Origin of the sequence: Pontibacter ummariensis (assembly GCF_900188175.1) — a bacterium.
Lineage (GTDB): Bacteria > Bacteroidota > Bacteroidia > Cytophagales > Hymenobacteraceae > Pontibacter > Pontibacter ummariensis.
In genome coordinates, this window is sequence record NZ_FZOQ01000001.1 from 272,047 (window position 1) to 292,923 (window position 20,877).

Annotated in this window: 14 protein-coding genes and 1 tRNA gene; 7 read left to right on the forward strand and 8 right to left on the reverse strand. The window is 52.0% G+C overall.

Going from position 1 to position 20,877, the window contains the following annotated elements:
- The first annotated feature begins 1,051 nt into the window (after positions 1-1,051).
- Entirely contained in the window at positions 1,052-5,545 is a 4,494-nt protein-coding gene (locus tag CHB92_RS01185) for a PAS domain S-box protein (protein ID WP_089317321.1), read from the forward strand.
- 137 nt (positions 5,546-5,682) lie between these two features.
- Here the strand turns inward: CHB92_RS01185 and CHB92_RS01190 are convergent, their stop codons facing one another.
- The 4 genes from CHB92_RS01190 to CHB92_RS01205 form a co-directional block, all read right to left on the reverse strand.
- Positions 5,683-6,042, reverse strand: coding sequence for a hypothetical protein (locus tag CHB92_RS01190; protein WP_089317322.1), 360 nt, complete (start codon positions 6,040-6,042; stop codon positions 5,683-5,685).
- Between the two features lie 70 nt (positions 6,043-6,112).
- Positions 6,113-7,012, reverse strand: a complete 900-nt coding sequence (locus tag CHB92_RS01195) for a hypothetical protein (RefSeq protein WP_089317323.1) — start codon at positions 7,010-7,012, stop codon at positions 6,113-6,115.
- A gap of 535 nt (positions 7,013-7,547) precedes the next feature.
- A tRNA-Arg gene (locus tag CHB92_RS01200) sits at positions 7,548-7,621 on the reverse strand.
- 70 nt (positions 7,622-7,691) lie between these two features.
- The gene (locus CHB92_RS01205) at positions 7,692-8,411 is read right to left on the reverse strand and encodes a TVP38/TMEM64 family protein (protein WP_089317324.1); all 720 of its coding nucleotides are present in this window, start codon (positions 8,409-8,411) and stop codon (positions 7,692-7,694) included.
- A gap of 178 nt (positions 8,412-8,589) precedes the next feature.
- Here CHB92_RS01205 and CHB92_RS01210 point away from each other — a divergent pair, with 178 nt between their 5' ends.
- The gene (locus CHB92_RS01210) at positions 8,590-9,729 is read left to right on the forward strand and encodes a cystathionine gamma-synthase (protein ID WP_089317325.1); all 1,140 of its coding nucleotides are present in this window, start codon (positions 8,590-8,592) and stop codon (positions 9,727-9,729) included.
- 150 nt (positions 9,730-9,879) lie between these two features.
- The gene (locus CHB92_RS01215; protein WP_089317326.1) at positions 9,880-10,392 is read left to right on the forward strand and encodes a DUF6141 family protein; all 513 of its coding nucleotides are present in this window, start codon (positions 9,880-9,882) and stop codon (positions 10,390-10,392) included.
- Between the two features lie 130 nt (positions 10,393-10,522).
- On the opposite strand, the gene CHB92_RS01220 is transcribed toward CHB92_RS01215, so the two are convergent.
- The 3 genes from CHB92_RS01220 to CHB92_RS01230 form a co-directional block, all read right to left on the reverse strand.
- Positions 10,523-11,233: an OmpA family protein gene (locus CHB92_RS01220; protein WP_089317327.1), complete on the reverse strand. Its 711-nt coding sequence runs from the start codon at positions 11,231-11,233 to the stop codon at positions 10,523-10,525.
- Between the two features lie 194 nt (positions 11,234-11,427).
- A complete protein-coding gene (locus CHB92_RS01225) occupies positions 11,428-11,973 on the reverse strand; it encodes a hypothetical protein (protein ID WP_089317328.1) in 546 nt (181 codons plus the stop codon).
- A gap of 4 nt (positions 11,974-11,977) precedes the next feature.
- Positions 11,978-12,376, reverse strand: a complete 399-nt coding sequence (locus tag CHB92_RS01230; RefSeq protein ID WP_089317329.1) for an NUDIX hydrolase — start codon at positions 12,374-12,376, stop codon at positions 11,978-11,980.
- A 156-nt stretch (positions 12,377-12,532) separates the two neighbouring features.
- On the opposite strand from CHB92_RS01230, the gene CHB92_RS01235 reads away from it, so the two are divergent.
- A complete protein-coding gene (locus CHB92_RS01235) occupies positions 12,533-13,564 on the forward strand; it encodes an isoaspartyl peptidase/L-asparaginase family protein (RefSeq protein ID WP_089317330.1) in 1,032 nt (343 codons plus the stop codon).
- Positions 13,565-13,673: 109 nt separating this feature from the next.
- Here the strand turns inward: CHB92_RS01235 and CHB92_RS01240 are convergent, their stop codons facing one another.
- Positions 13,674-17,168, reverse strand: coding sequence for a ThuA domain-containing protein (locus CHB92_RS01240; RefSeq protein WP_089317331.1), 3,495 nt, complete (start codon positions 17,166-17,168; stop codon positions 13,674-13,676).
- Positions 17,169-17,399: 231 nt separating this feature from the next.
- Here CHB92_RS01240 and CHB92_RS01245 point away from each other — a divergent pair, with 231 nt between their 5' ends.
- From CHB92_RS01245 to CHB92_RS01255, 3 genes are all read left to right on the forward strand, one after another.
- Positions 17,400-17,933: a gluconate 2-dehydrogenase subunit 3 family protein gene (locus CHB92_RS01245; protein ID WP_245842239.1), complete on the forward strand. Its 534-nt coding sequence runs from the start codon at positions 17,400-17,402 to the stop codon at positions 17,931-17,933.
- Positions 17,934-17,950: 17 nt separating this feature from the next.
- Positions 17,951-19,657 (forward strand): GMC oxidoreductase, encoded by a 1,707-nt coding sequence (locus CHB92_RS01250; RefSeq protein ID WP_089317333.1) that lies wholly within the window; start codon positions 17,951-17,953, stop codon positions 19,655-19,657.
- A gap of 230 nt (positions 19,658-19,887) precedes the next feature.
- Positions 19,888-20,754: a sugar phosphate isomerase/epimerase family protein gene (locus CHB92_RS01255; RefSeq protein ID WP_089317334.1), complete on the forward strand. Its 867-nt coding sequence runs from the start codon at positions 19,888-19,890 to the stop codon at positions 20,752-20,754.
- Positions 20,755-20,877 lie beyond the last annotated feature (123 nt).

Genomic DNA, 20,877 nt, shown 5'->3' on the forward strand with positions numbered 1-20,877 from the left:
CTTAGGGTGCCTAAAACAAGTAAAAACATTGCAGCAGAGTAAAAGATCAGCGGCCCCACGGCAAGTAGAGAAGATCAGGGGGAGGAGCATGTGCGAGATGTGTTACCGTCAGTAAGCCAGTATGTTATAAATAAGGTGCTATAGGGCGGGACCCGATGGCGGAAGGATAGCAACGGAAGGTACAGGAACATGACAAACTGTAGGCACAAACGAGAATGCTGGCAGGACAGCAAGGGCAAGCCTGCCATAAGCGTGAGGGCAAGGAATATTACTTGCTTTAGGTTGCCACAGGCTACTCCCGCTCCCACACTTCGCTTATTTCCTTGCCGCTGCTGCTTTGGCCGCTAGCCTGTCTTCACCTGTTGGCCAAAAGGGCCTACAGGCACCTACCGCCCGATAAGGTGGAGCTCATAGGTCTGCAGGCGGGTCAGAATCTTCTTCAGGTGCTTCGTGATGCGGTGGTTTTCCAGGCTGCTGCTGATATTGAAAAATCTCCCCATTGCCCGTTTACTACGCTGTCCGACACGTAACCCTATAAGGATCCGGCCTGACCGTTCTCCGGGGCTGCCCGGTTGAAGACGCCGCAGCCTATTTCACATGATTCCGAAACTCTCATGGCGGTTGTGGTGTCCTTGCTTTCGGAGAGGGTAGTATTTCTTGTAGATCAACGGGTAATGTGATTGCAGTTGCATCAAAAAGCTGGTCCCGCCTTTTCCTGGCTGCCATAATAGAGGTGGTTTAGGTCGGCGGGAGCATCTTTTCCTACACTCCTTTTAAAGATAGTAAGCTTGCCGGCCTGGCACCCATGTAAAAACCATCAACCAATTCAACCTCAGGAAGACACGCTAAACGCTTATTAACTGAGGCCAGGCTTTACAGTAGGGAAATTTAATGTTATGGTTAACCAGAGCTGGAGCATCCTGACGGGCAAAACAATCACTTTTCTAATGTGACTTGCGCGTTTAAACTGGTGCTGTAATTAGAGGTTTAAAATGTGTAACTTGTACTTCAGCGTACATTTATACCCTTAGCTGGAATTAACCTCCATCTTATGAAACAACCTGCTCCACTGCCGGCGCAAGTGCTGAAAGCTTTTGAAAAAGTACCGGACCTGTACCTGATTCTGTCGCCGGAACTGGCTATACTTACTGCCTCGGATGCCTACCTGGCCGCCACCCTTACGAACTGTGAAGAGATAGTGGGCAGGCAGCTGTTTGACGTATTTCCGGACAACCCGATGGCAAAAGCAGCCCATGGTGTAAAGAACCTGAAACACTCGCTGCAGCAGGCGCTGGCAACAAAGCAGCCCCACCGCATGGCAATTCAGCAGTACGATGTGCCCTTGCCTGCTGCCCAGGGGGGCGGCTTTGCAGAAAAGTATTGGCTGCCGCTTAACACGCCTGTGCTGGATGAGCAGGGCCAGGTGCAGTACATTATTCATAAAGTAGAAGATGTAACCGAACAGGTGCTGCAGGAGAAGCAGGTAAGTACGCTGCATGAGGCCCTTACCGAAGAACGGGAGCTGCGCCGGAAACTGGCCGCCAGCCAGGAGCTTCACCGAATATCGGAGGAGGTGGCCAGCCTGGGCAGCTACGAAGCCGACATACAGGGCAGCGCCTTTTACTTTTCCGACGGCTTGTACCGGCTTTTCGGCGAAGAACCCCAGTCGTTTACCCCCACGCTAAGCTGGATAGATGCCCGCTCCAGCCCCGAAGATGCCGCGAAAGTGCGCCGGATACTGGAGCAGGCGGCCCAGAACAGGCAACCGTATTACTATACCCGCCGCATCCGGCGCCGCGACGGTGAGTGGCGTACGGTAGCATCGCACGGCAAAGTAATTTGCGGTGCGGATGGCCAGGCCCGTAAGTTTGTAGGCCTGGTACAGGACGTCACCGAAAAAGTATTGGCCGAGCAGGAGCTTAAAACTGCCCGGGAAAACTTGAAAGCAACATTGGATAGTTCCCCATACTTTATCCAGGCGTTTGAAGCCGTAAGAGATAAAGCCGGAAAGATCGTGGATTTTACCTGGATATTTACCAACCATACCTGGAAGGAGCATTATGGTGATATGACCGGTAGAAGCTTGTTGCAGCAAAATCCGGCTGTTCTGGCAACGGGTCTGTTCGAAAAATTTGTTGAAGTAACAGAAACAGGTATTAGCATAGACCACGAGCAATACTATTCGCACGAGCAGTTTCAGGACCAGTGGTTCCATCAGACCCTGGTAAAAATGGATGATGGCTTTGTGATGACTACCGAAGACATAACCGACCGGAAAAAAGCGGAGCAGGAAATCCTTCAACTGAAAGATGAAGTAGCACAAAGAGCCACCGATAAATACCAGGCACTTTTCAAAACGATTGATGAAGGGTTTGCAATACAGGAGGTGGTTACAGATAAGGCTAGAAACGTTACTGATGTAATTTGGCGGGAGGTAAATGCAGCTTTCGAACATATCACAGGGATGGAGGATGTGGTTGGCAAAAAGGTAAGCGAGTTTCTTCCCAATCTCGAGCAGGCCTGGCTCGATGCCTTAACACAGGTTTACAAAACAGGCGAGCCGTTGCGAGGCGAAAGCTATACTGCCGATTTGGGTCGCTGGATTACGTATCAGTATTCACGTATAGGCGAGGCAGGCAGTCCGTTTATTGCTGTCGTATTCAACGACATCACCGAACGTAAACGCCGAGAACAACAACAAACATTTCTACTTCATTTCTCTGACACGTTACGGACGTTGAAAGACGAACACACTATTGAAAATACAAGCTTACAATTACTATCTGAATTCCTAAGTTTGGATCGGGCTTACGTTTTCGTGTTGTATCCATTGGAAGATCGTGCCGTGGTAAGATCGGAACAACGAAGAGCAGACCTACTTTCCCTTTTAGGCGAAGTCAGGATGTCTGATTTTCCTGAAACAGTGCGGCAGATCGAAGACGAAACGCTGGTTATTAATGACATAGGTACTGACACAAGACTTTCTGTTTTAAATCGCGAATCGCTTGAAGCAGTAAACTTGCAGGCTTTTGTTTGCGCCAGTGTGCGCAAAGGGGAGAGCAACGTTATCTGGTCGCTTGCCGCAGCAACCACCACACCACGAATTTGGACAAAAGATGAAGTAGCGTTGATTGAAATCGTAGCGGAACGCACCTGGGCAGCCGTGGAGAGAGCCAAAGCAGAAGAAGCTCTAAAGGAGTCGGAACTAAAGTACCGCACCCTATTTGAGACCATGGACCAGGGCTTTGGCATAGGGCAGGTGCTGCCAGCAAATGAAGCAGCCGGAGGTAAGGTGGACTGGCAGTGGTTGGAAGTAAATCCGCAGTTCGAGCGCCTAACGGGCCTGTCGCGTGATGCAGTGCTGGGCAACACTATGCGCAAGCTGGTGCCCGGGCTAGAGGAAACCTGGTTTACGCAATATGCTAAGGTGGCGGCTACTGGCGAAACGATTACCTTCGAGGACTATTCGCCCGTGCTCGGCCGTTGGTTTGATGTGTACGTCTATGCTTTGGGTACACCGGAGGAACGCCGAGTGGCTGTGCTGTTCACCAACACTACCGAACGTAAACAGCGGGAGCAACAGCAGGAATATCTGCTTCGGCTGAATGATGCTTTGCGCCCTATTGCTGATCCGATGGAAGTTCAACGGGTCGCAATGCAAGTGTTAGGAGAGCATTTAAGTGTAGACCGGGCAATATATGCTGAGATAAACATTGATGAAGACTGGTTTGAAGCAACAGATAATTATACAAGCAAGTCCGTTCAAAAAATAACTGGTCGGTTTCCCTTTACTGCATTTGGACCTCCCGGCGAAAAACTCAAAAAAGGTGAAAGCCTCATCATACATGATGTAACTGCTGAGGCGGATGATGATTCAAAAAAGGCGTTTTATTCCATGGATGTGCGTGCTGCTGTTGCCGTACCACTCATAAAAAAAGGGAAGTTAGTAGCAGACCTCTCTGTCCACCAAACAAAGCCACGTCATTGGCTTGACCATGAAATTGCACTATTACTTGAAACTGCTGAACGAACATGGGCCGCGGTGGAAAGAGCCAGGGCCGAAGAAGCCTTACGTGAAAGTGAAGAGCGGCTGCAAAAGGTACTCTCTGTTGAGACCGTGGGGGTAATTTATCTTGATTTGGAGGGAGCTATCCACGATAGCAATGCTGCTTTTGAACGCATGAGCGGCTACTCGAAAGCTGACTTAACAAGCGGCCAGGTGCGGTGGGACGAGCTCATACCGCCTGAGTTTATCAAAGCCACCTTCAGCTCAAAAGAAGAGCTTATCACCCAGGGGCAAAGCACCCCTTACGAGAAGCAGTACATCCGCCCGGACGGCACCCGCTGGTGGGGCCTGTTTGCCGGCAAGCGCCTCAGCGACACTGAGTGCGTGGAGTTTGTAGTAGACATCACAGACCGAAAAGAGGCCGAAGAAAAGCTGCAGCAGTTTAATGTGCTGTTGGAACAGCAAATAGCCGAACGCACCTCTGAGCTAAAGAACACCACCGCAGAACTGCAAAAGAACCTGGCCAAACTACTGCAGGCCGAAGAAGTAGCCCGGATGGGCAGCTGGGAATATGATGTTGCCAGCTGCGAAATGAGCTGGAGTGCGGGCATGTACCGCCTGTTTGACTTGCCCGCCGGCAGCCCCGTGCAGCCGGAGATTTACCTGGAACATGCAGTAGAGGCCGATAAGCCCCTGGCGCAGCAGCTAGTAAAAAAATTGCGGGAAAGTTTTGAGCCCCTGGAGGAAACCCTTCGCCTGCACGTATCCGGCCAGGTACTTACCCTCCTGGTCAAGACCGTGGTGCAGCGCGACGAGCAAGGGGCGCCGGTTAAGATACGGGGCATCGATTTAAACATATCGGAGGTAAAACGGCTGGAAGCAGAAAACCTGCAGATGCGGCTGAACCAGCAAAAAGCCTTGTTGCTGGCTGTACTGGAAGCGCAGGAAGAAGAGCGCCGGCGCATATCCGAGGCGCTGCACAATGGCGTGGCCCAGATCCTGTACGCTGCCAAACTGAACCTGGAACAGGTAACGCAACAGGTGCCAGGAGAATTGATTCAGCCTGCCGATAAACTGCTTGGCGAAGCCATCAAAGAAACCAGAAGGGTCTCGCACGAGCTGACTCCTATCATCCTGAATGATTTTGGCCTGGAAAAAGCCGTGGAACATTTCTGCCGGCAGTACGAACAGAGCCCGGTCAAAGTCAACTGGGAGATAGACCTGGAAGGCCGGCTGGCATCTTTCCTGGAAACAGCCCTTTACCGCATCTGCCAGGAACTGTTGAATAACGTGATGAAACATGCCCAGGCTACTCAGGCCGATGTATTGCTGGTGCAGGAGGATGGCGAAGTTACCCTGAAAGTACGCGACAATGGCAAAGGAATAAGCGGGGAGCCAGGTGAAATGAAAGGCATCGGGCTGCGTACTATCACGGACCGGGTGCAGCTCCTCAACGGCACCTTTTCCATCACCACGCCCAGTACTGGTACAGGTACGCTGGTCACGGTAAAAATTCCGGTGACGGGGGGGGGGGACTAGCGGTAAGCCCAGGGTTTTCCTTCTAGCAAGGCTCATCAGGGCTGCCCTGGCCGGGGTTCCCCCTTTCAGGGAAACCCCGGAGTAAGGATGTGCCTGGTTGTGTCTCTACCCCTGCTTACCTTTTGCCGGACATGCGCTCACAACCGCTGCTCGATCCACTCTACTGCCTCACGGTAAGTCCTGAACTGGCGGACCTGGATGGAGTCGTTCAGCTCCGCCTTGGCTTCGCCTGCCAGCCTCCTGAACTTTTCCATGTTGGTTTCATCGGTGCTGATGCGGGCCAACCTGGTCAGGGAGGAAGCGGCCGCAACAGGCAGTAGCTCAGCAATAACAAACTCAAGCTCTTCCTCGCTCACCCTTCCCAGCTTTCCCGTGTCTTGTATCCAGAAAGCAATGTCTTTGCCACGCAGCAGCTCTGCCACGATTGTCGCCGCCTCTCTGTACTCTGCCCTGGCAGGCTTACGCACCCACTCAGAGTACAGCAGCTGCCCTGACACGAAAACAAGCTGCTGGCAAGGGCATCCTTTGCCAGCAGCTTGTTTTCGTGTCAGGGCAGCTGCTGTTGCCTTATCTCAGGTCATATGGCAGCAGGTTCTCCACGCGTCTGCCCAGCAGACTCTCCCGTCCCTGGCCTACCTGTAAGGGCAACGCCCGCTGCAGCACATCCTGCGGCGCAAGCAGCTCCTCTTCTTCTTTCACCAGTTCCTCAAACGTAACCTCACCCAGGTAAAGGTTAAACTGATCGGCTGTGGCCGGTGTCACTTGGTCCATCGGGTCTACGTCCATCGAGCGCAGGGTAGGCGAGATGCGCCTGCTGCTCTTCAGCTTCATGAGCTTAAACAAGGGGGAGATGCTTTGCCGTGCCACTAAGTTAACAACCAGGCCTCTGAAGCTATGCTGGTTGCTATGGAAGATCTCATTGGCCAGGTCTATGTCTGAGAGGTCAAAATTACCGGATGCCACCAGTTCCGCTTTGGCATTTCGGTGCGTGGAGATAAGCAGGGTACAACGGTCGGCATAGACGGCCTCTGTCACCACGGACCAGTTCTTGTCCCACTTGCCTTCTTTGTAGAGCCGGATAACCTCGCTCTGTACATGCGAGAGGTCCCTGATAGTGGGAGTGCTGGCGCCGTTGGCCCGGAAGATAATGGTGTTGTCCCTGCTGAAATCGATAATAAGCCCTGCTTTATCCTGCGGGATACTACTGCCCGGGATGGGGGATGCATCGGCTACCTTCGTTGTAATAGCAAAACCATTAGGGGAGCTATACTCCAGGATACCCGGCTGCTGGTCAGACTCCATTTCGAACCCGATGCCAAAGTCCTTCAACTCGCTCAGTCTGGTGAAGATGTTCTTCTTGAACACCCCCACTGAGCCCAGGATGATTTGCCTGGTCGGCTCCCAGGTAGGGATGTAGCCAAACTCCCTTCTCATCTCTCTTAAATAAACTTTGATTGGTGCTTTCATAGCTTTTAAGTTAAGTGGATATAAAACAGTTACTATAAAAAGGCCCTAAACCATAGGGGATTATACGGATAGAGCAGGTGCTTAACCGCAACTTAACTAAGTATAACTACTAGCATACTGGCTTTTAAAAGCTATTTGTAGTGTTGTAAGTACTTATATAGCAGTTGAATAAGTCATTACGGGTGAAAGCTATAAGCTATTCCCATGGAATGTAAAGCCGTTACCGGCACAGATTCTTTTCAAGGGGAGGGCTGCATGCCGGGTTTTTAGGATCTGCTCGTCATATTGATTTTAGAGCTGGCTGCCGCCCATCCCACTTATGGTTTCCGCAAGCTGCTGGCCTACCTGAAGAGAGCCGGCAAGCCTGGAACCACAGGCGGGTGTACCGAGTCTACAAGCTGCTCAGGCTCTGGTAAAAAGAGAACTTTTTTATAAACCCCGCAAGTTTTCGGCTGGATGCCTAAAAGGAAGAGGTGTGTGCAAATTGTGCACACATAAAAAAAGCCCCTCAGCGTGCTGCTAAGAGGCTTTTCGGTGGTCACGAAGGGAGTCGAACCCCTAACCTTCTGATTCGTAGTCAGATGCTCTATCCAGTTGAGCTACGAGACCGTTTTTCCGTTATTGTGATGCAAAGTAAAGGCCTTTTTCCTTTATACGCAAGCCCTCTGCAAGGTTTTCTTCAACTTTTTTCTGCCGCTTTCCGCAGCGAGCGCTTCAGGGCGCGGTCGAAAAGAAAGTACAGGCCACCTATCGAAATGATTATCAGGGCAATCACCAGGATCTGCCCGCCTGTGCCGGCATTGGGGTCCTGCAGGGCCGAGACAACATCGCGGGCCTGCGTGCCTACCCAAAAGAAGAAAGCGGTGCGCGGCAGCATACCGATAATGCTTGCCAGGAAGAACTTCTTCCGGTCTACCTGCAGCAGCGAGAGCACAAAATTCATCAGCGCAAAAGGCAGTACCGGCGAAATCCGCGTCAGGATGATCAGGCTCCAGCTCTGGTTGCGCAGCTCCTGCATGAGGATGCGGGCCTTCTCGAAGCGGTTCAGGAAGCTCATCATCTTGCCGTGGTCTACGAACTGCGCCAGGCTGTAGCCTAGCAGGGCCGCGATGCCGTAGGAAAGCACCACCCCTATAAAGGCGCTCCAGCCCAGGTAGAAGCCACTAACCAGGGCCACAAAAGTAGTAGGCGTAAGGGCCAGGGCCATCGTAACGGAGACCACAGCAAAGTAAGCCAGAAGCTGCCACCAGTTCAGGCCTTCTAACAGCTCCTGGTAGTTATACAACACGACCGCCAGCGTAGAGCTCACCACCACCGGCACTACGACGAGTAAGAGCATCGAGACAAAGGTGGAGGCATTTTCACGTATAAAGCTGCGCAGCAGGGGGAAAGACTTCATGAGCTTTTTGTATGGGTAGTATGAGCAAATAGACGAAAGACAAAGGACAAAAGATTTTGGCGGCTTTAAAAGCCTAATCTGCTCTGGTGCTTCCGGCGAATGGGGCCGCTGTTCTTTCCTTTAGGCTAATTCTTATAACTTGCAGTATACCAAACCTGCTAATAAATAGATAACAACTATGAAATTCGGAACAAAAGCAATACATGCTGGCGTAGAGCCAGATCCAAGCACGGGCGCCATCATGACGCCTATCTACCAGACCTCCACCTACGTGCAAACCTCCCCGGGGCAGCACAAGGGCTATGAATACTCCCGTACCCACAACCCCACGCGCACAGCTTTGCAGAATGCACTGGCGGCCCTCGAGAACGGCAAGCATGGGCTGTGTTTCTCTTCCGGGGTGGCGGCGGCAGATGCCATAATTAAACTGCTGAAGCCCGGCGATGAGGTGATCTCTACCAACGACCTGTACGGCGGCAGCTTCCGCATCTTCACCAAGGTTTTCCAGAACTACGGCATCAAGTTCCGCTTTACCAACATGCGCGACCTGAGCAAGGTGGAAGCACTGGTGAACGCGAACACAAAAATGATCTGGGTAGAGACCCCTACCAATCCGCTGCTAAATATCATCGATATTAAAGCTTGCGCCGGGATCGCCAAAAAGAACAACCTGCTGCTGGTAGTGGATAATACCTTTGCGACCCCTTACCTGCAAACACCGCTGGACCTGGGCGCAGACATCGTAACGCACTCCCTGACGAAGTACATGGGCGGGCACTCGGATGTGGTCATGGGGGCTGTGGTTGTGAAGGATGAGGACCTGGCACAACAGCTGGCCTTTATTCAAAATTCCTGCGGTGCGATACCGGGGCCACAGGATTGCTTCCTGGTACTGCGCGGTATCAAAACACTGCACCTGCGCATGGAGCGGCACTGCCAGAACGGCCGTAAAGTGGCTGAATTCCTGAAAGGGCACCCGAAAGTGGAGAAAGTATACTGGCCAGGCTTTGAGGAGCACGAAAACCACGAGGTGGCAAAAGAGCAGATGCGTGACTTCGGCGGCATGGTATCCTTTGTGCTGAAAGGCGACAGGGTAGAGGATGCGATCAGCGTACTGGAGAAGGTAAAGTATTTTACTTTGGCGGAGTCCTTGGGCGGCGTGGAGTCGCTTTGCGGCCACCCGGCCAGTATGACGCACGCCAGCATTCCGCGCGAAGACCGCATGAAAGCCGGCCTCCGAGATTCCCTTATCCGCCTGAGTGTAGGGGTAGAGGACGCGGAGGACCTTATTGCTGATCTGGAGCAGGCGATCGGGTAGTAGCACAAAGCCTGAACCTGATAAAAAAGCCAGTAACTGTAACAGTTGCCGGCTGTTTTACTTTCATCTGGTGCCTGGATGTTTTTTTAACGTAACAAACCTTACAACCTAAAAGAGTTTTAAGTCTACGCGTTCATCACTATTGCGAACATGGCAGGAAATCACAAAATACTTTACAGAGAACAACAGCGCTTCCGGCAGTTCTGGCTCTGGGTGGTGGTGTTGGGAGTGGCTGCTATCTTTTGGGCAGGGCTTGTCACCCAAGTCATGTTTGGAGGGCAGTTTGGCGATAACCCTGTATCAGATGTAGAACTGGTGATTCTTTTTGTGGCGGTGGGACTTGGCCTTCCGTACTTCTTCTACAAGATGACGCTGACCACCGAAGTGCAGCCGGGGGTGCTGCAGGTGCGTTTCTGGCCTTTCCATTTACGGCCGGTGCGTATTCCGCTGCATACCGTCCGGGACTATGAGCAGGTTGTTTACAACCCGATCGGCGACTACGGTGGCTGGGGAATTCGGTGGAGTTTTAGAGGGAAGGCTTACAACATATCCGGGAACGAGGGGGTGCAACTGCTCTTTTACAACCGGAAGCCCCTGCTGATCGGCTCACAGAATCCGCAGCGATTGTTTGAAGCGATCCGGCAGGCTAAGGAAATGGGGTAAGCAAGCCAGGAGTAAGATGCAGGATAAAAAGGAAGATTAAAAACTTTTGGTGGCATGTACGAAAGCCCTTAAAAAAAGAAAAGCCGATGACCTGCTGGCCATCGGCTTCTGTGTGGGTGCTCCGCTTAAATTAAGCCTGGATACCCAGAATTTTGTATACGTCAGAGAAGTCTGGCGCCAGGATGATTTCTGTACGACGGTTCTTTGCTTTCGCATCAGCAGAACGGCCTGTGTCAACCGGCATGTAGAAAGAGCGGCCCGCAGCTGTTACTCTGTCAGGAGAAAGGCCTTTCTCAGTCATCATACGGGTGATTTCTGTGGCACGCAGTACGCTCAGGTCCCAGTTGTCAGTCAGGTATTTCATGCCGCTAGCTACGCTTACGTCATCTGTGTGGCCTTCTACCACTACACCCACTTGCTGGTTTTTCTTCAGCACCTCTACCAGTTGGTCGATCGCTTTTTTGCCGCTAGGGTTTACTTTGGTGCTACCTGTTGGGAACAACAGCTTGTCTGACAAAGAAACATATACTTTGCCATCTTTGATGTTAACGCTCAGGTCGCCCTGGTTAAAGCCCTTTAGTGCTGCGTTTACGTCGTTCTTCAGGTTGTCAAGGATCTTCTGCTGCTCGTTCAGCGCACGCTCAACGTCTGCAAGACGCTTTTCGCGGTCTCTCAGGGAGGCAGTCAGCTCATCAACTTTTTGCTGTGAGGCGGCTTTTTCACGCTCAAGGGCTTCTTTGCTCGCTTGCAGGTCTTCGTATTTCTTAGAAGATACGCATGATGCCATAAGCGTGGAGCACAGCGCAAGCGACAGGGAGGCTTTGAAGAAATTGAATTTCATGGGTGTTACTTAATTGTTGTTTGGTTAATGTTGAATTGGTTACGGTTTACAAATATGGTAAAAGATTAGGCTTTAAGCTAAAATTGCTTTACAAAAACATCCAGCATTCCCTATTTTAAGCTGGATAACGCTATCCGCTGTGTTATATTATGTTACAGCTATACTTTTCTGAACTAATATTTATTTTCCGCCGGTCATGTCGTCTCTTTTAGCAGCAAGCCCTTTAACCTGGGCTGTAAAAACCAGATGCCAAGAGGCAGGAACAGGAAGAGAAAGAAAGCACGCACATAAGCCCCTGTCTCCACCACGCCACCCTGCTCTATGCTTGCCAGGGAACGGCTTACAAAATACACGGCATACAGAAAGCAAAAGGTGGCGAGCAAGTGTAGCGGAACCAATAGGAACAGCATACCCAGGGGAAGCTTGCCGATGAAAACGCTTTCCCGTACGATGCTTATGGTATACAGCAGCAGGAGAGTGTACAGCAGAAAATAAAGCATGGCCAGGTGAAAGTAAATGCCCCGGATCTGAATGCTGCCGGGCAAGCGCCTGTATAGATAGGTGCCAATCAACCAAAGCCACATGGTGTAAAAAACGGAAGGCAGAGCATCGAGGCACACACGGACAAGCTCGTTTGAGGAGGTAACTAACTGCTCCAGGCCGTACTGCAACAGAAACGGAAGCACAAACACCAGCAGAAAGGCCTGCCAGGGTTTTAGGTTTAGTAGGAATTGGGGCATACAGCTAGTCAATCAAACCTTTCTGCTTTAAGTCGTCGAAGATCAGCTTGTCTACCGGCGATATTTTATCTCGGTCCTGATACCTTAGCCACACGACTTCTGCTATCTCTGCCGAGGCCAGGACTTCTCCCTGGTACCTGCCAGTATAACACTGCATCTTCACCATCACACCTTCCGGGTGCCCGTGGGCCTGGGCTTCGTGAACGCCAAAGAACTGCAGGCTTTCAGCGTCCAGGTTCACGTTCAGCTCCTCCTGTATTTCCCGTAGCAGGGCTTCCTGGTCCGACTCGCCAGCCTCCCGCTTGCCGCCGGGTATGTAATAGGTGTCTTTACCCTTGCTTCTTGTGCTCAGTATCTTTCTTTCGCGGATCTCTATCCAGGCGAGTTTGTCAATCAGTACCATGGCACGAAGATAAACGGGGAGCAGGGAAAATCCTGCGAGTAGCCCACTGCTGTAGCAACGCAGCCTTTCTGTTCTTTGGCACAAAAGCTGTATCTTTAAGTGCAACCGCGCCAGGAATGGCCCTGCTATTTGTATTTAATCACCTTCAAACAAACCATGAAAAAGAGTTTATACTTCCTCTGCCTCTTCCTGTTGGCAGGGTTTACGGGCCTTGCCCAGACCAAACCGGATTACAATAAGATTACCCTGGCGATACACGGGGGAGCCGGTACGATTACGCGGGCGAACATGACACCGGAAAAGGAGAAAGCTTACCGCGCCAAGCTGGAGGAGGCCTTGAAAACTGGCTATGCCGTGCTGGAAAAAGGCGGGAGTAGCCTGGATGCCGTGGAGGCCACCATCCATGTAATGGAAGACTCCCCGCTGTTTAATGCCGGTAAGGGCGCCGTGTTTACCAACGAGGGCAAGAACGAGATGGACGCCGCCATTATGGATGGCAAAACCTTAAATGCTGGATCTGTAGCTAGTGTTACAACGATTAAGAATCCGATTACCGCTGCCCGCGCCGTGATGGAGAAGTCGGAGCACGTGATGATGATCGGAGACGGTGCCGAGAAGTTCGCGAAGCTGCATGGGGTGGAGTTGGTCGATCCTTCCTACTTCTACACCGAGACACGTTTTAACCAACTGCAGCAGATCCGTGACAAGGAGAAGACGCAGCTGGACCATGACGGCGGCACCAGCAGCAACGAGAATATTTTTGTTGAAGGCAAGAAGTTCGGCACAGTCGGGGCCGTGGCACTCGATGCGTACGGCAACCTGGCAGCGGCTACCTCTACAGGCGGTATGACGAACAAGCGTTACGGACGGGTAGGCGATGCCCCTATTATCGGGGCCGGTACCTATGCCGACAACAACAGCTGTGCTGTATCGGCGACAGGCCATGGCGAGTATTTTATCCGGGCAGTAGTAGCCCATGATATTGCCTCTCTGATGAAGTACAAAGGCTACTCTGTTAAGAAAGCAGCAGAGGAGGTTGTGTTAAGGAAGCTGGTAGACTTCGGCGGTGAAGGTGGCGTGATTGCCCTTGACCGGAACGGCAACGTGGCCATGCCTTTTAACTCTGCCGGCATGTACCGCGGCTACATTAAGAACGGTAAGCCCCAGGTCTCTATTTACAAAGACTAAAAGAACTGGTTTATTTAAACAGCAAGAGGGCCTGTAGCTACAGGCCCTCTTGCTGTTTAAGGGGAATAAATCCGAGTTGCTTCGTTTACGAAAAACACTGCTTCCCCGACTATAAGGCCGACGCCTCCTGCTCAAACTCAATGGTTTTTAGCGTGATGATGTCGTTATTTGGCTTGTCCCGTTTCACGACAATAAAGTAAACATCATGCTTCCCGCTAGTCGGCGTTGTGATCTTGCCGGACACTTTTTTAGAGGTGTCCCAGGAGCCGGTCGCCTTATAAGGGGTTCTGCTGATCACGGGGCCTCCCTGCGAGTCGATGCGGACCTCTATCTCGCCGTCTTTGTCCAAGGATGAGTACTCATAGGTAAACTGCTTGATCCCCGTCAGGTCGATGTCCTTTAAGAGAATGTAGGACTTGTGGTCGCCTCCGCTCAGGCTGTTGCCCCACCTTGGGAAACCAACATGGGCATCGGCAAAAGCGGTTTGTACCTTCGCGTTGCGCAGGGTGATCACATCCGAGTTCGTCAATGGGCCAACCACTTCCCCGCCCTTGTCGGTGTATGTGGCTGCCAGGGTGTAACGGCCGGCAGGCTCGCCTTTTTTATGCTCGTTAAAGGAGACAGTGCCTTGTGCCGGCAGGGTTGTCTTTTCCTTTTTCTGATCGCCCAGGGAGAGGATGTACTTGACCATTTCCTGTGCGTCCTCGTTGGATATCTGCGGGTGGGCACTCATAACATAGGTTTCGCCCCAGTTACCGCCACCGCCGTCTATGATCTTCTTAGCCAGTGTGGCTACTGCATCTTTCTTCCCTTTGTAGCGCTGTGCGACGGATGTGTACGATGGGCCAACCGAAACCTTGTCCAGCGTGTGACAGGCTTTGCAGTCGCTGCTGGCAATCAGGCTTTCGCCGAGCGAGAAGGAGCCTGCGTCCGTAATCGCCTGATGCCCCATGGCAGGTTCTGTTGTCCTGTTGCCCTGCTGCGGGTTATAGCTGAAATACACTTTCAGGTTTTTGGGGTCTATTTTGCTGTCTTCCTTATCAGATACCACCACCGAATACGGGAGGGGCTTGTTTTCCCAGAAGAAAGACTTGTTGCCGGCCGTGTTGATCGTAACCTGTGGCATGGCATTCCCTACGCTCACTTTCACAGTGTCCGTTGCTACCTGTCCTTTTGTATCGGTTACCCGCAGGATCGCGTTATAGATGCCGTTCTGGGTGTAGGTGTAGGCGGGGCTTGGCTTGGTAGAACCAACAGTCTTGCCGTCGAACAGCCACTCATAGGTCAGTTGATCGTTGTCGTCATAGTCCTGCGAACCACGGCTGCTGAACAGCACTCGCAGTGGTGCCTGCCCCGCTACCTCGCGTATCTCCGGCAAGTCTCTTTCGGAGGTCAGGAACACCCGCTTGTTTATCTCAGCTACGGCAGCGGAATCCGTTATAGTAGCCTTCGCGATGGGGGCTCTGTTGCCTCTGTTGTACGCAATCTTAACAAGGCGGGCATCCTCATTATCTGCGCCGTATACAGAGCCGTACTCCAGCATGTACATCACGCCATCCTTGCCAAAGGCCATGTCGATCGGCCGCCTGAAATCACCGTTCGCTGCCATAAAGGGCTCGGTGCGTACAAAGTTCTCGTTCTCGTCAAAACGGGCCACCATGATCCAGTTGCGCATCCACTCCATCAGGAATAGCGAGCCGTCATAGTATTCGGGGAATTTGTTTTTAGAGGGTGAGTTGGGATCAAAAGTATAAAAGGCACCGGCCATGGCACTTCGTCCGCCCTGTCCCAGTTCCGGGAACTCCTCAGAGGCCGCATAGGGGTACCAGATCATGGCTGGCTCAGCAGGAGGCAGGCTGGTAAGGCCTGTGTTGTTAGGCGAGTTGTTTACCGGAGCCGTTGGGTTGAAGCGCGGACCAGCTGTGCTGGTCGCAAAATCCCATTCCGTATAGGCGTAGTTGTTCCCGATAAAATAAGGCCAGCCATAATTGCCTGGCTTCTTTGCCTGGTTAAACTCGTCATACCCCCTAGGCCCCTGAATGCTGTCCTTGCCTGCATCTGGCCCGATCTCACCCCAGTAGAGCACGGAGGTTTTAGGGTTCACAGCGATGCGATAAGGATTGCGGGTGCCCATCACATAGATCTCCGGGCGGGTTTTCTCCATTCCTTTCGGGAATAGGTTGCCTTCCGGAATGGTGTAAGTGCCATCCGGCTCCGGATGAATGCGCAGGATTTTGCCTTTCAGGTCGTTTGTATTAGAAGCAGCCCGTTGCGCATCCATGCTATAATACTCTTTTCCCGGACGCTCGTCAATCGGCGCATAGCCCTCCGACGGAAAAGGAGTTGTGCTGTCGCCGGTAGAAAGGTACAGGTTGCCTTCTTTGTCCCAGGCAAGGGAGCCGCCATGGTGGGAACCACTGTTTTCCTGTACCGGCACCTGCAACAGTACTTTCTCTGAGGCTAAGTCCAAGGTGTTGTCAGGGTTTACCTTAAAGCGGGAGAGGTTGAAAATGTAAGGCTCTTCCTTTTTAGGAGGGGAGTAGTAGAGGTATATATAGTTGTTGGTGGCGAAATTCGGGTCCAGCGTCACGCCTATTAGCCCGGTGCCTCCTTTTTTTACGACCGGAAACTTATGCATCAGCTTGTTCTGCCCTGTTTTGGTGTTATACACGAACAGGTTGCCGTCCAGCTCAGAATAAAAGATGCGGCCATCATCGGACACAGCCAGTTCCATTGGCACGTTCAGGTCGTTTACCAGAACTGTTTTTACGAAGCGGTTTTGCTCCGGCACTACCTTCGCATAGGCTTTGCTGTAATCCAACGGCTTGCCGTCGCCCATGGCATACTGTATGCCGCCCAGCAAGTGCTTTACAAAAAGCGGCTCGCTGTAGTTCTCGTCCATGTGCCCGCCTCCGGTGTAAAAGGCGCGCCCTCCATCAAACTCGTGGTACCAGGCAATCGGGTGGAAGGCACCGTTTGTACCGCCCTCATAGGTGTTCTCGTCCAGGTTAGCCAGTACTTTCAGGCCCGGGTAGAAGGACCTGTAGCTGTACCACTCGTCCTTGCGTTCCCATTTCTCAGGCAAATCCTTGGTGGCAGGGTGGTCTTTGTCGAGTACCTCCACGGTAGCCGTGCGCTCGCCCGGGTTGAGCGGATGGCTCGAGAAATGCGCTCCCATCAGCTTGTTGTACCATGGCCAGTCATACTCTGTGTCGGCTGCCGCATGCACGCCCATGTAGCCACCGCCGGCCTGAATGTAGCGCTCGAATGCAGCCTCCTGCTCGGGGTTTAACACGTTGCCGGTCGTGCTCAGGAAAATCACCGCCTGGTAGTTGCGTAGGCTGTCATCCACAAAGTAGCTGGCGTTCTTGGTGGTGTCTACCCGGAAGCCGTGCTCTTGCCCTAACTTCTGAATGGCATCGATGCCATAGGGAATGGAGGTATGTTTCCAGCCTTTTGTTTTTGAGAAGACCAGCACCCGTGGTGCTTCGGGTTCGGGAGAAGCTTGCTGTTTAGGGTTAAGGCAGGAGTACGCTCCAAGTGTGATGCCGGAGAGGCACAGCATAGGAAGCACACGCCGCAGCGCTTGTTGTAAATGTATCATAAGGCTCAATTATACTGCTGTTATGAGTGAGTACGCAAGCACAATATAGGAAAGAATAAACTAAAAGGCACAACATGCTTCTGAATTAGTTGCTTGTTTAAGTAGGTTTCTTTATACTTGGTATAGCTTCCTGAACCTTAGATGAAAGGGTTCGTTACAGGTTCTACTTTTGGTTTGAGTAGATACTTACCACGCCTTCTGTTACAAATAAAAAAGCCTCATTAGTTTTTTATGGAAAGACGCATCGCTATTCGAAACATGGCCCTGGTGATGGCTGGCCTTGTCATACTCCCAGGGTGCGACCTTGGCAGCAAAAGAGCAAAGGCACAGACCGTTCAACCCGGTTTCTCACCTGAACAGAATGCTCTTCTGGCAGAGGTCGTTGAAACGATCATCCCCGCTACCGACACACCCGGGGCGAAGGAACTGGGCCTGCATACCTTTGTGCAGCTGATGTTAGTAGACTGCTACGAACAGGAGGTACGGGACAATTTTGTGAAAGGACTGGATACTGTCGGGGCTACCGCCAACAAAGAATTTGGGAAGCCTTTCGCGGCATGCACTGAAGCACAAAGAACCGATATACTGCTCACGTTAGAGCAGTCGGATAAGGAGGAGCAGAAGGCGTTTTATGAGCTAGTAAAAGACCTGACCATTCTCGGTTACACTACTTCCGAGTATGTGATGACGAACCTGACGGAGTACACCCCGATCCCGGGGCATTACTACGGCTGTGTACCAGTTCCCTCTAAAAAAACTGCTTAACCCCATTTCTGTTACTTATGGCCAATTTATCAATAGACGCAGTAAAAGGAATGACCTATGATGCCATCGTGATCGGATCGGGCATCAGTGGGGGCTGGGCAGCCAAAGAGCTGAGCGAAAAAGGCTTGAAGACCTTGGTACTGGAGCGGGGACGTGATGTGCAGCATATCAAAGACTATCCTACCGCCACCAAACACCCCTGGGAACTGGAGCACCGCGGACGGCCATCGCTGGAAGTGCAAAAGGAGTTTATTACCCGGAAAGGCCGGGTAGATGAGGCCACGATGCATTTCTTCGTGAAGGACGCGGAGCAACCCATTGTGCAGGAAAAGCCCTTTATGTGGACGCGGGGCTACCAGGTGGGAGGCAAGTCGCTGACCTGGGCGCGGCAGACCCAGCGCTGGAGCGACTTTGACTTTGAGGGACCTGCCCGGGATGGTTTTGCTATTGACTGGCCTATCCGTTACGCAGACTTGGCACCCTGGTACAGCTATGTCGAAAAGTTTGCCGGTATCTCCGGCAACAGAGATGGTTTGCCGCACCTGCCTGACGGGGAGTTTCTGCCTGCCACAGAGTTGAGTTGCATCGAAACGCACCTCCAGAGCACCATCGCTAAAAACTATAAAGACCGCCAACTAATACAGGGGCGGTGTGCCCATATTACCAGTCCCCAACCTATTCACCTGGAGCAGGGGAGGGCAAAGTGTCAGCACCGCACGCTTTGCAACCGGGGTTGTCCCTTTGGCGGCTACTTCAGCAGCAATGCCTCTACCTTGCCCTGGGCGGCCAAAACAGGCAACATGACGCTGCGCCCCCACTCGGTCGTGCATTCCATTATTTATGATGAGCAGAAAGGAAAGGCAACCGGCGCCCGGGTGGTAGACGCCAACACAAAGGAAATGCTGGAGTTTTATGCGAAGGTGATCTTTGTGAACGGATCTGCACTAAACTCTAACCTGATCTTGCTCAATTCTACCTCCAGTCGCTTTCCGAATGGTCTGGGGAATGACAGTGGCCTGCTGGGCAAGTATATCTCCTGGCATAACTACCGGGGCAAGATTTCTGCCTCTTATGAAGGGCTGCAGGAGATGACCATAGACGGACGTACCCCTAACAATAGCTACATCCCACGCTTCCGAAACTTGTACAAACAGGATACAGATTTCCTGCGCGGCTATGCCACGGGAGTAGGCGGCGGGCGCGGGCCTGCCAGGAGCCGTGACGGCATTGGCGCGAGCCTGAAGGAGAGCCTACTGAACAAGGAGCTGGGCAACTGGTACATCAGTGCCTGGATGCAGGGAGAGGTGATCCCGCGGGAAAGCAACCATGTGCGACTGCATACGACAGAAAAAGATCCGTATGGCATTCCGCAACTCATTACCTCCTGCGACTGGACAGAGAATGACGATAAGATGGTGAAAGATTACCTGGAGCAACTTACTGAGATGTTCACACTAGCTGGCTTCACCAACATTAATGCCGTTGACACGCATTCAGCTCCCGGGGCTGACATACACGAAATGGGGGGTGTACGCATGGGTAAAAGCCCGAAAGATTCTCTGCTGAACAAATGGAACCAGCTGCATGCCTGCGAAAATGTTTTCGTAACAGACGGAGCCTGCATGACCTCCACCTCTACACAAAACCCTTCGCTGACCTACATGGCGCTTACAGCCCGTGCTGCGGATCATTCTGTAAACGAGCTGAATAAGCGCAATATTTGACGTACGCTTCTGCCGGATTTAATGTACTAAAAGAGGTAAATGTTCGGGAGACAGTCCCCTTTGAGGGCAGGGGCCGTATCGTTCTCTTTCTTGTCATCCTATAAAGGAACCTGTTAATTACCTGTAGTCAGCGTATAAGAGCTTTTGTAGGATAACAGGGCAGAGAACCAAGCTAGCCATCAAAGGAAGGAAAGTAGAATCAAGGCAGTACTTAACTTAACTGAATCTATATGAAAAGACTATTGCGCCCACTGTGCTTACTTGGCCTTTCCCTCTTGGGGTTAAACACTACTTTTGCCCAGTCTGGGAAACCGCTTTTTCCGCAAACTCCGGGAATGGCCGCTTATACCTATCGCTTCAGCTTTCCGAAAGGGGTGGAGGCTACCCTGGATACGATTCAGGCGCTGGGCATCACGGAGTTGGAGGTAGGCGTGAATGCCTTTGGCTTAGCACCAGAATCCTTGCGCCAGCTTTTGGATGCACGCGGTATGACAGCTCCTTCGGTAGGGGTAGGCTATGAGCAGATCGTGGAAAACCCGGAAGAGGTAGCGCGTGTAGCCAGGATTCTGGGTGCCAAGTATGTGCAGGTGGCCTGGATACCCCATGAGAAAGATAACTTCACGTTTGAGGATGCGCAGAAAGCCGTGGCAGACTTTAACCGTGTGGGCAAGGTGCTGAAAGAAAACGGGCTCACCTTCAACTACCACACCCACGGCTATGAGATGAAGCCCTACAAGAGAGGAACCCTCTTCGATTACATCGCAGAAAATACCGATCCGAGGTACGTGTCTTTTACCATGGATATGCTGTGGGCTTACCATGGCGGCCAGGACCCTGCAAAACTGCTGCTGAAATACCCGAACCGCTGGACCACGATGCACCTGAAAGACCTGAAGAAAGGCGTGAAAGGAGACTTTACCGGGCTTACCCCGGTTGAGAATGACGTAGCGCTGGGAGAAGGGCAGCTGGATGTGCCGGCAATACTGAAGGCGGCCAAGAAGGTAGGCATCAAGCATTATTTTATCGAAGATGAAAGCCCACGGGTAAACACCCAGGTACCCCGCACCATGGCATACCTGAAAAGCCTGAAGGAATAGGTGCAGCTGGTTGCTGACGGGTAAGTAGAACCTCGATGACCAGAAGGAGTAGTGCAGAGGCACGTGCTTGTTCTTAAACAGATAAGTCCTCACCGAAAAGAAAGGCTCTTTGGTGAAGACTTA

Excerpts from the sequence above, each read along its gene's own strand:
- CHB92_RS01185 (WP_089317321.1), top strand. The coding sequence starts at position 1,052 with ATGAAACAACCTGCTCCACTGCCGGCGCAAGTGCTGAAAGCTTTTGAA.
- CHB92_RS01220 (WP_089317327.1), bottom strand. The coding sequence starts at position 11,233 with ATGAAATTCAATTTCTTCAAAGCCTCCCTGTCGCTTGCGCTGTGCTCC.
- CHB92_RS01215 (WP_089317326.1), top strand. The coding sequence starts at position 9,880 with ATGGCAGGAAATCACAAAATACTTTACAGAGAACAACAGCGCTTCCGG.
- CHB92_RS01230 (WP_089317329.1), bottom strand. The coding sequence starts at position 12,376 with ATGGTACTGATTGACAAACTCGCCTGGATAGAGATCCGCGAAAGAAAG.
- CHB92_RS01250 (WP_089317333.1), top strand. The coding sequence starts at position 17,951 with ATGGCCAATTTATCAATAGACGCAGTAAAAGGAATGACCTATGATGCC.
- CHB92_RS01240 (WP_089317331.1), bottom strand. The coding sequence starts at position 17,168 with ATGATACATTTACAACAAGCGCTGCGGCGTGTGCTTCCTATGCTGTGC.
- CHB92_RS01245 (WP_245842239.1), top strand. The coding sequence starts at position 17,400 with ATGGAAAGACGCATCGCTATTCGAAACATGGCCCTGGTGATGGCTGGC.
- CHB92_RS01195 (WP_089317323.1), bottom strand. The coding sequence starts at position 7,012 with ATGAAAGCACCAATCAAAGTTTATTTAAGAGAGATGAGAAGGGAGTTT.
- CHB92_RS01210 (WP_089317325.1), top strand. The coding sequence starts at position 8,590 with ATGAAATTCGGAACAAAAGCAATACATGCTGGCGTAGAGCCAGATCCA.
- CHB92_RS01225 (WP_089317328.1), bottom strand. The coding sequence starts at position 11,973 with ATGCCCCAATTCCTACTAAACCTAAAACCCTGGCAGGCCTTTCTGCTG.
- CHB92_RS01205 (WP_089317324.1), bottom strand. The coding sequence starts at position 8,411 with ATGAAGTCTTTCCCCCTGCTGCGCAGCTTTATACGTGAAAATGCCTCC.
- CHB92_RS01255 (WP_089317334.1), top strand. The coding sequence starts at position 19,888 with ATGAAAAGACTATTGCGCCCACTGTGCTTACTTGGCCTTTCCCTCTTG.
- CHB92_RS01235 (WP_089317330.1), top strand. The coding sequence starts at position 12,533 with ATGAAAAAGAGTTTATACTTCCTCTGCCTCTTCCTGTTGGCAGGGTTT.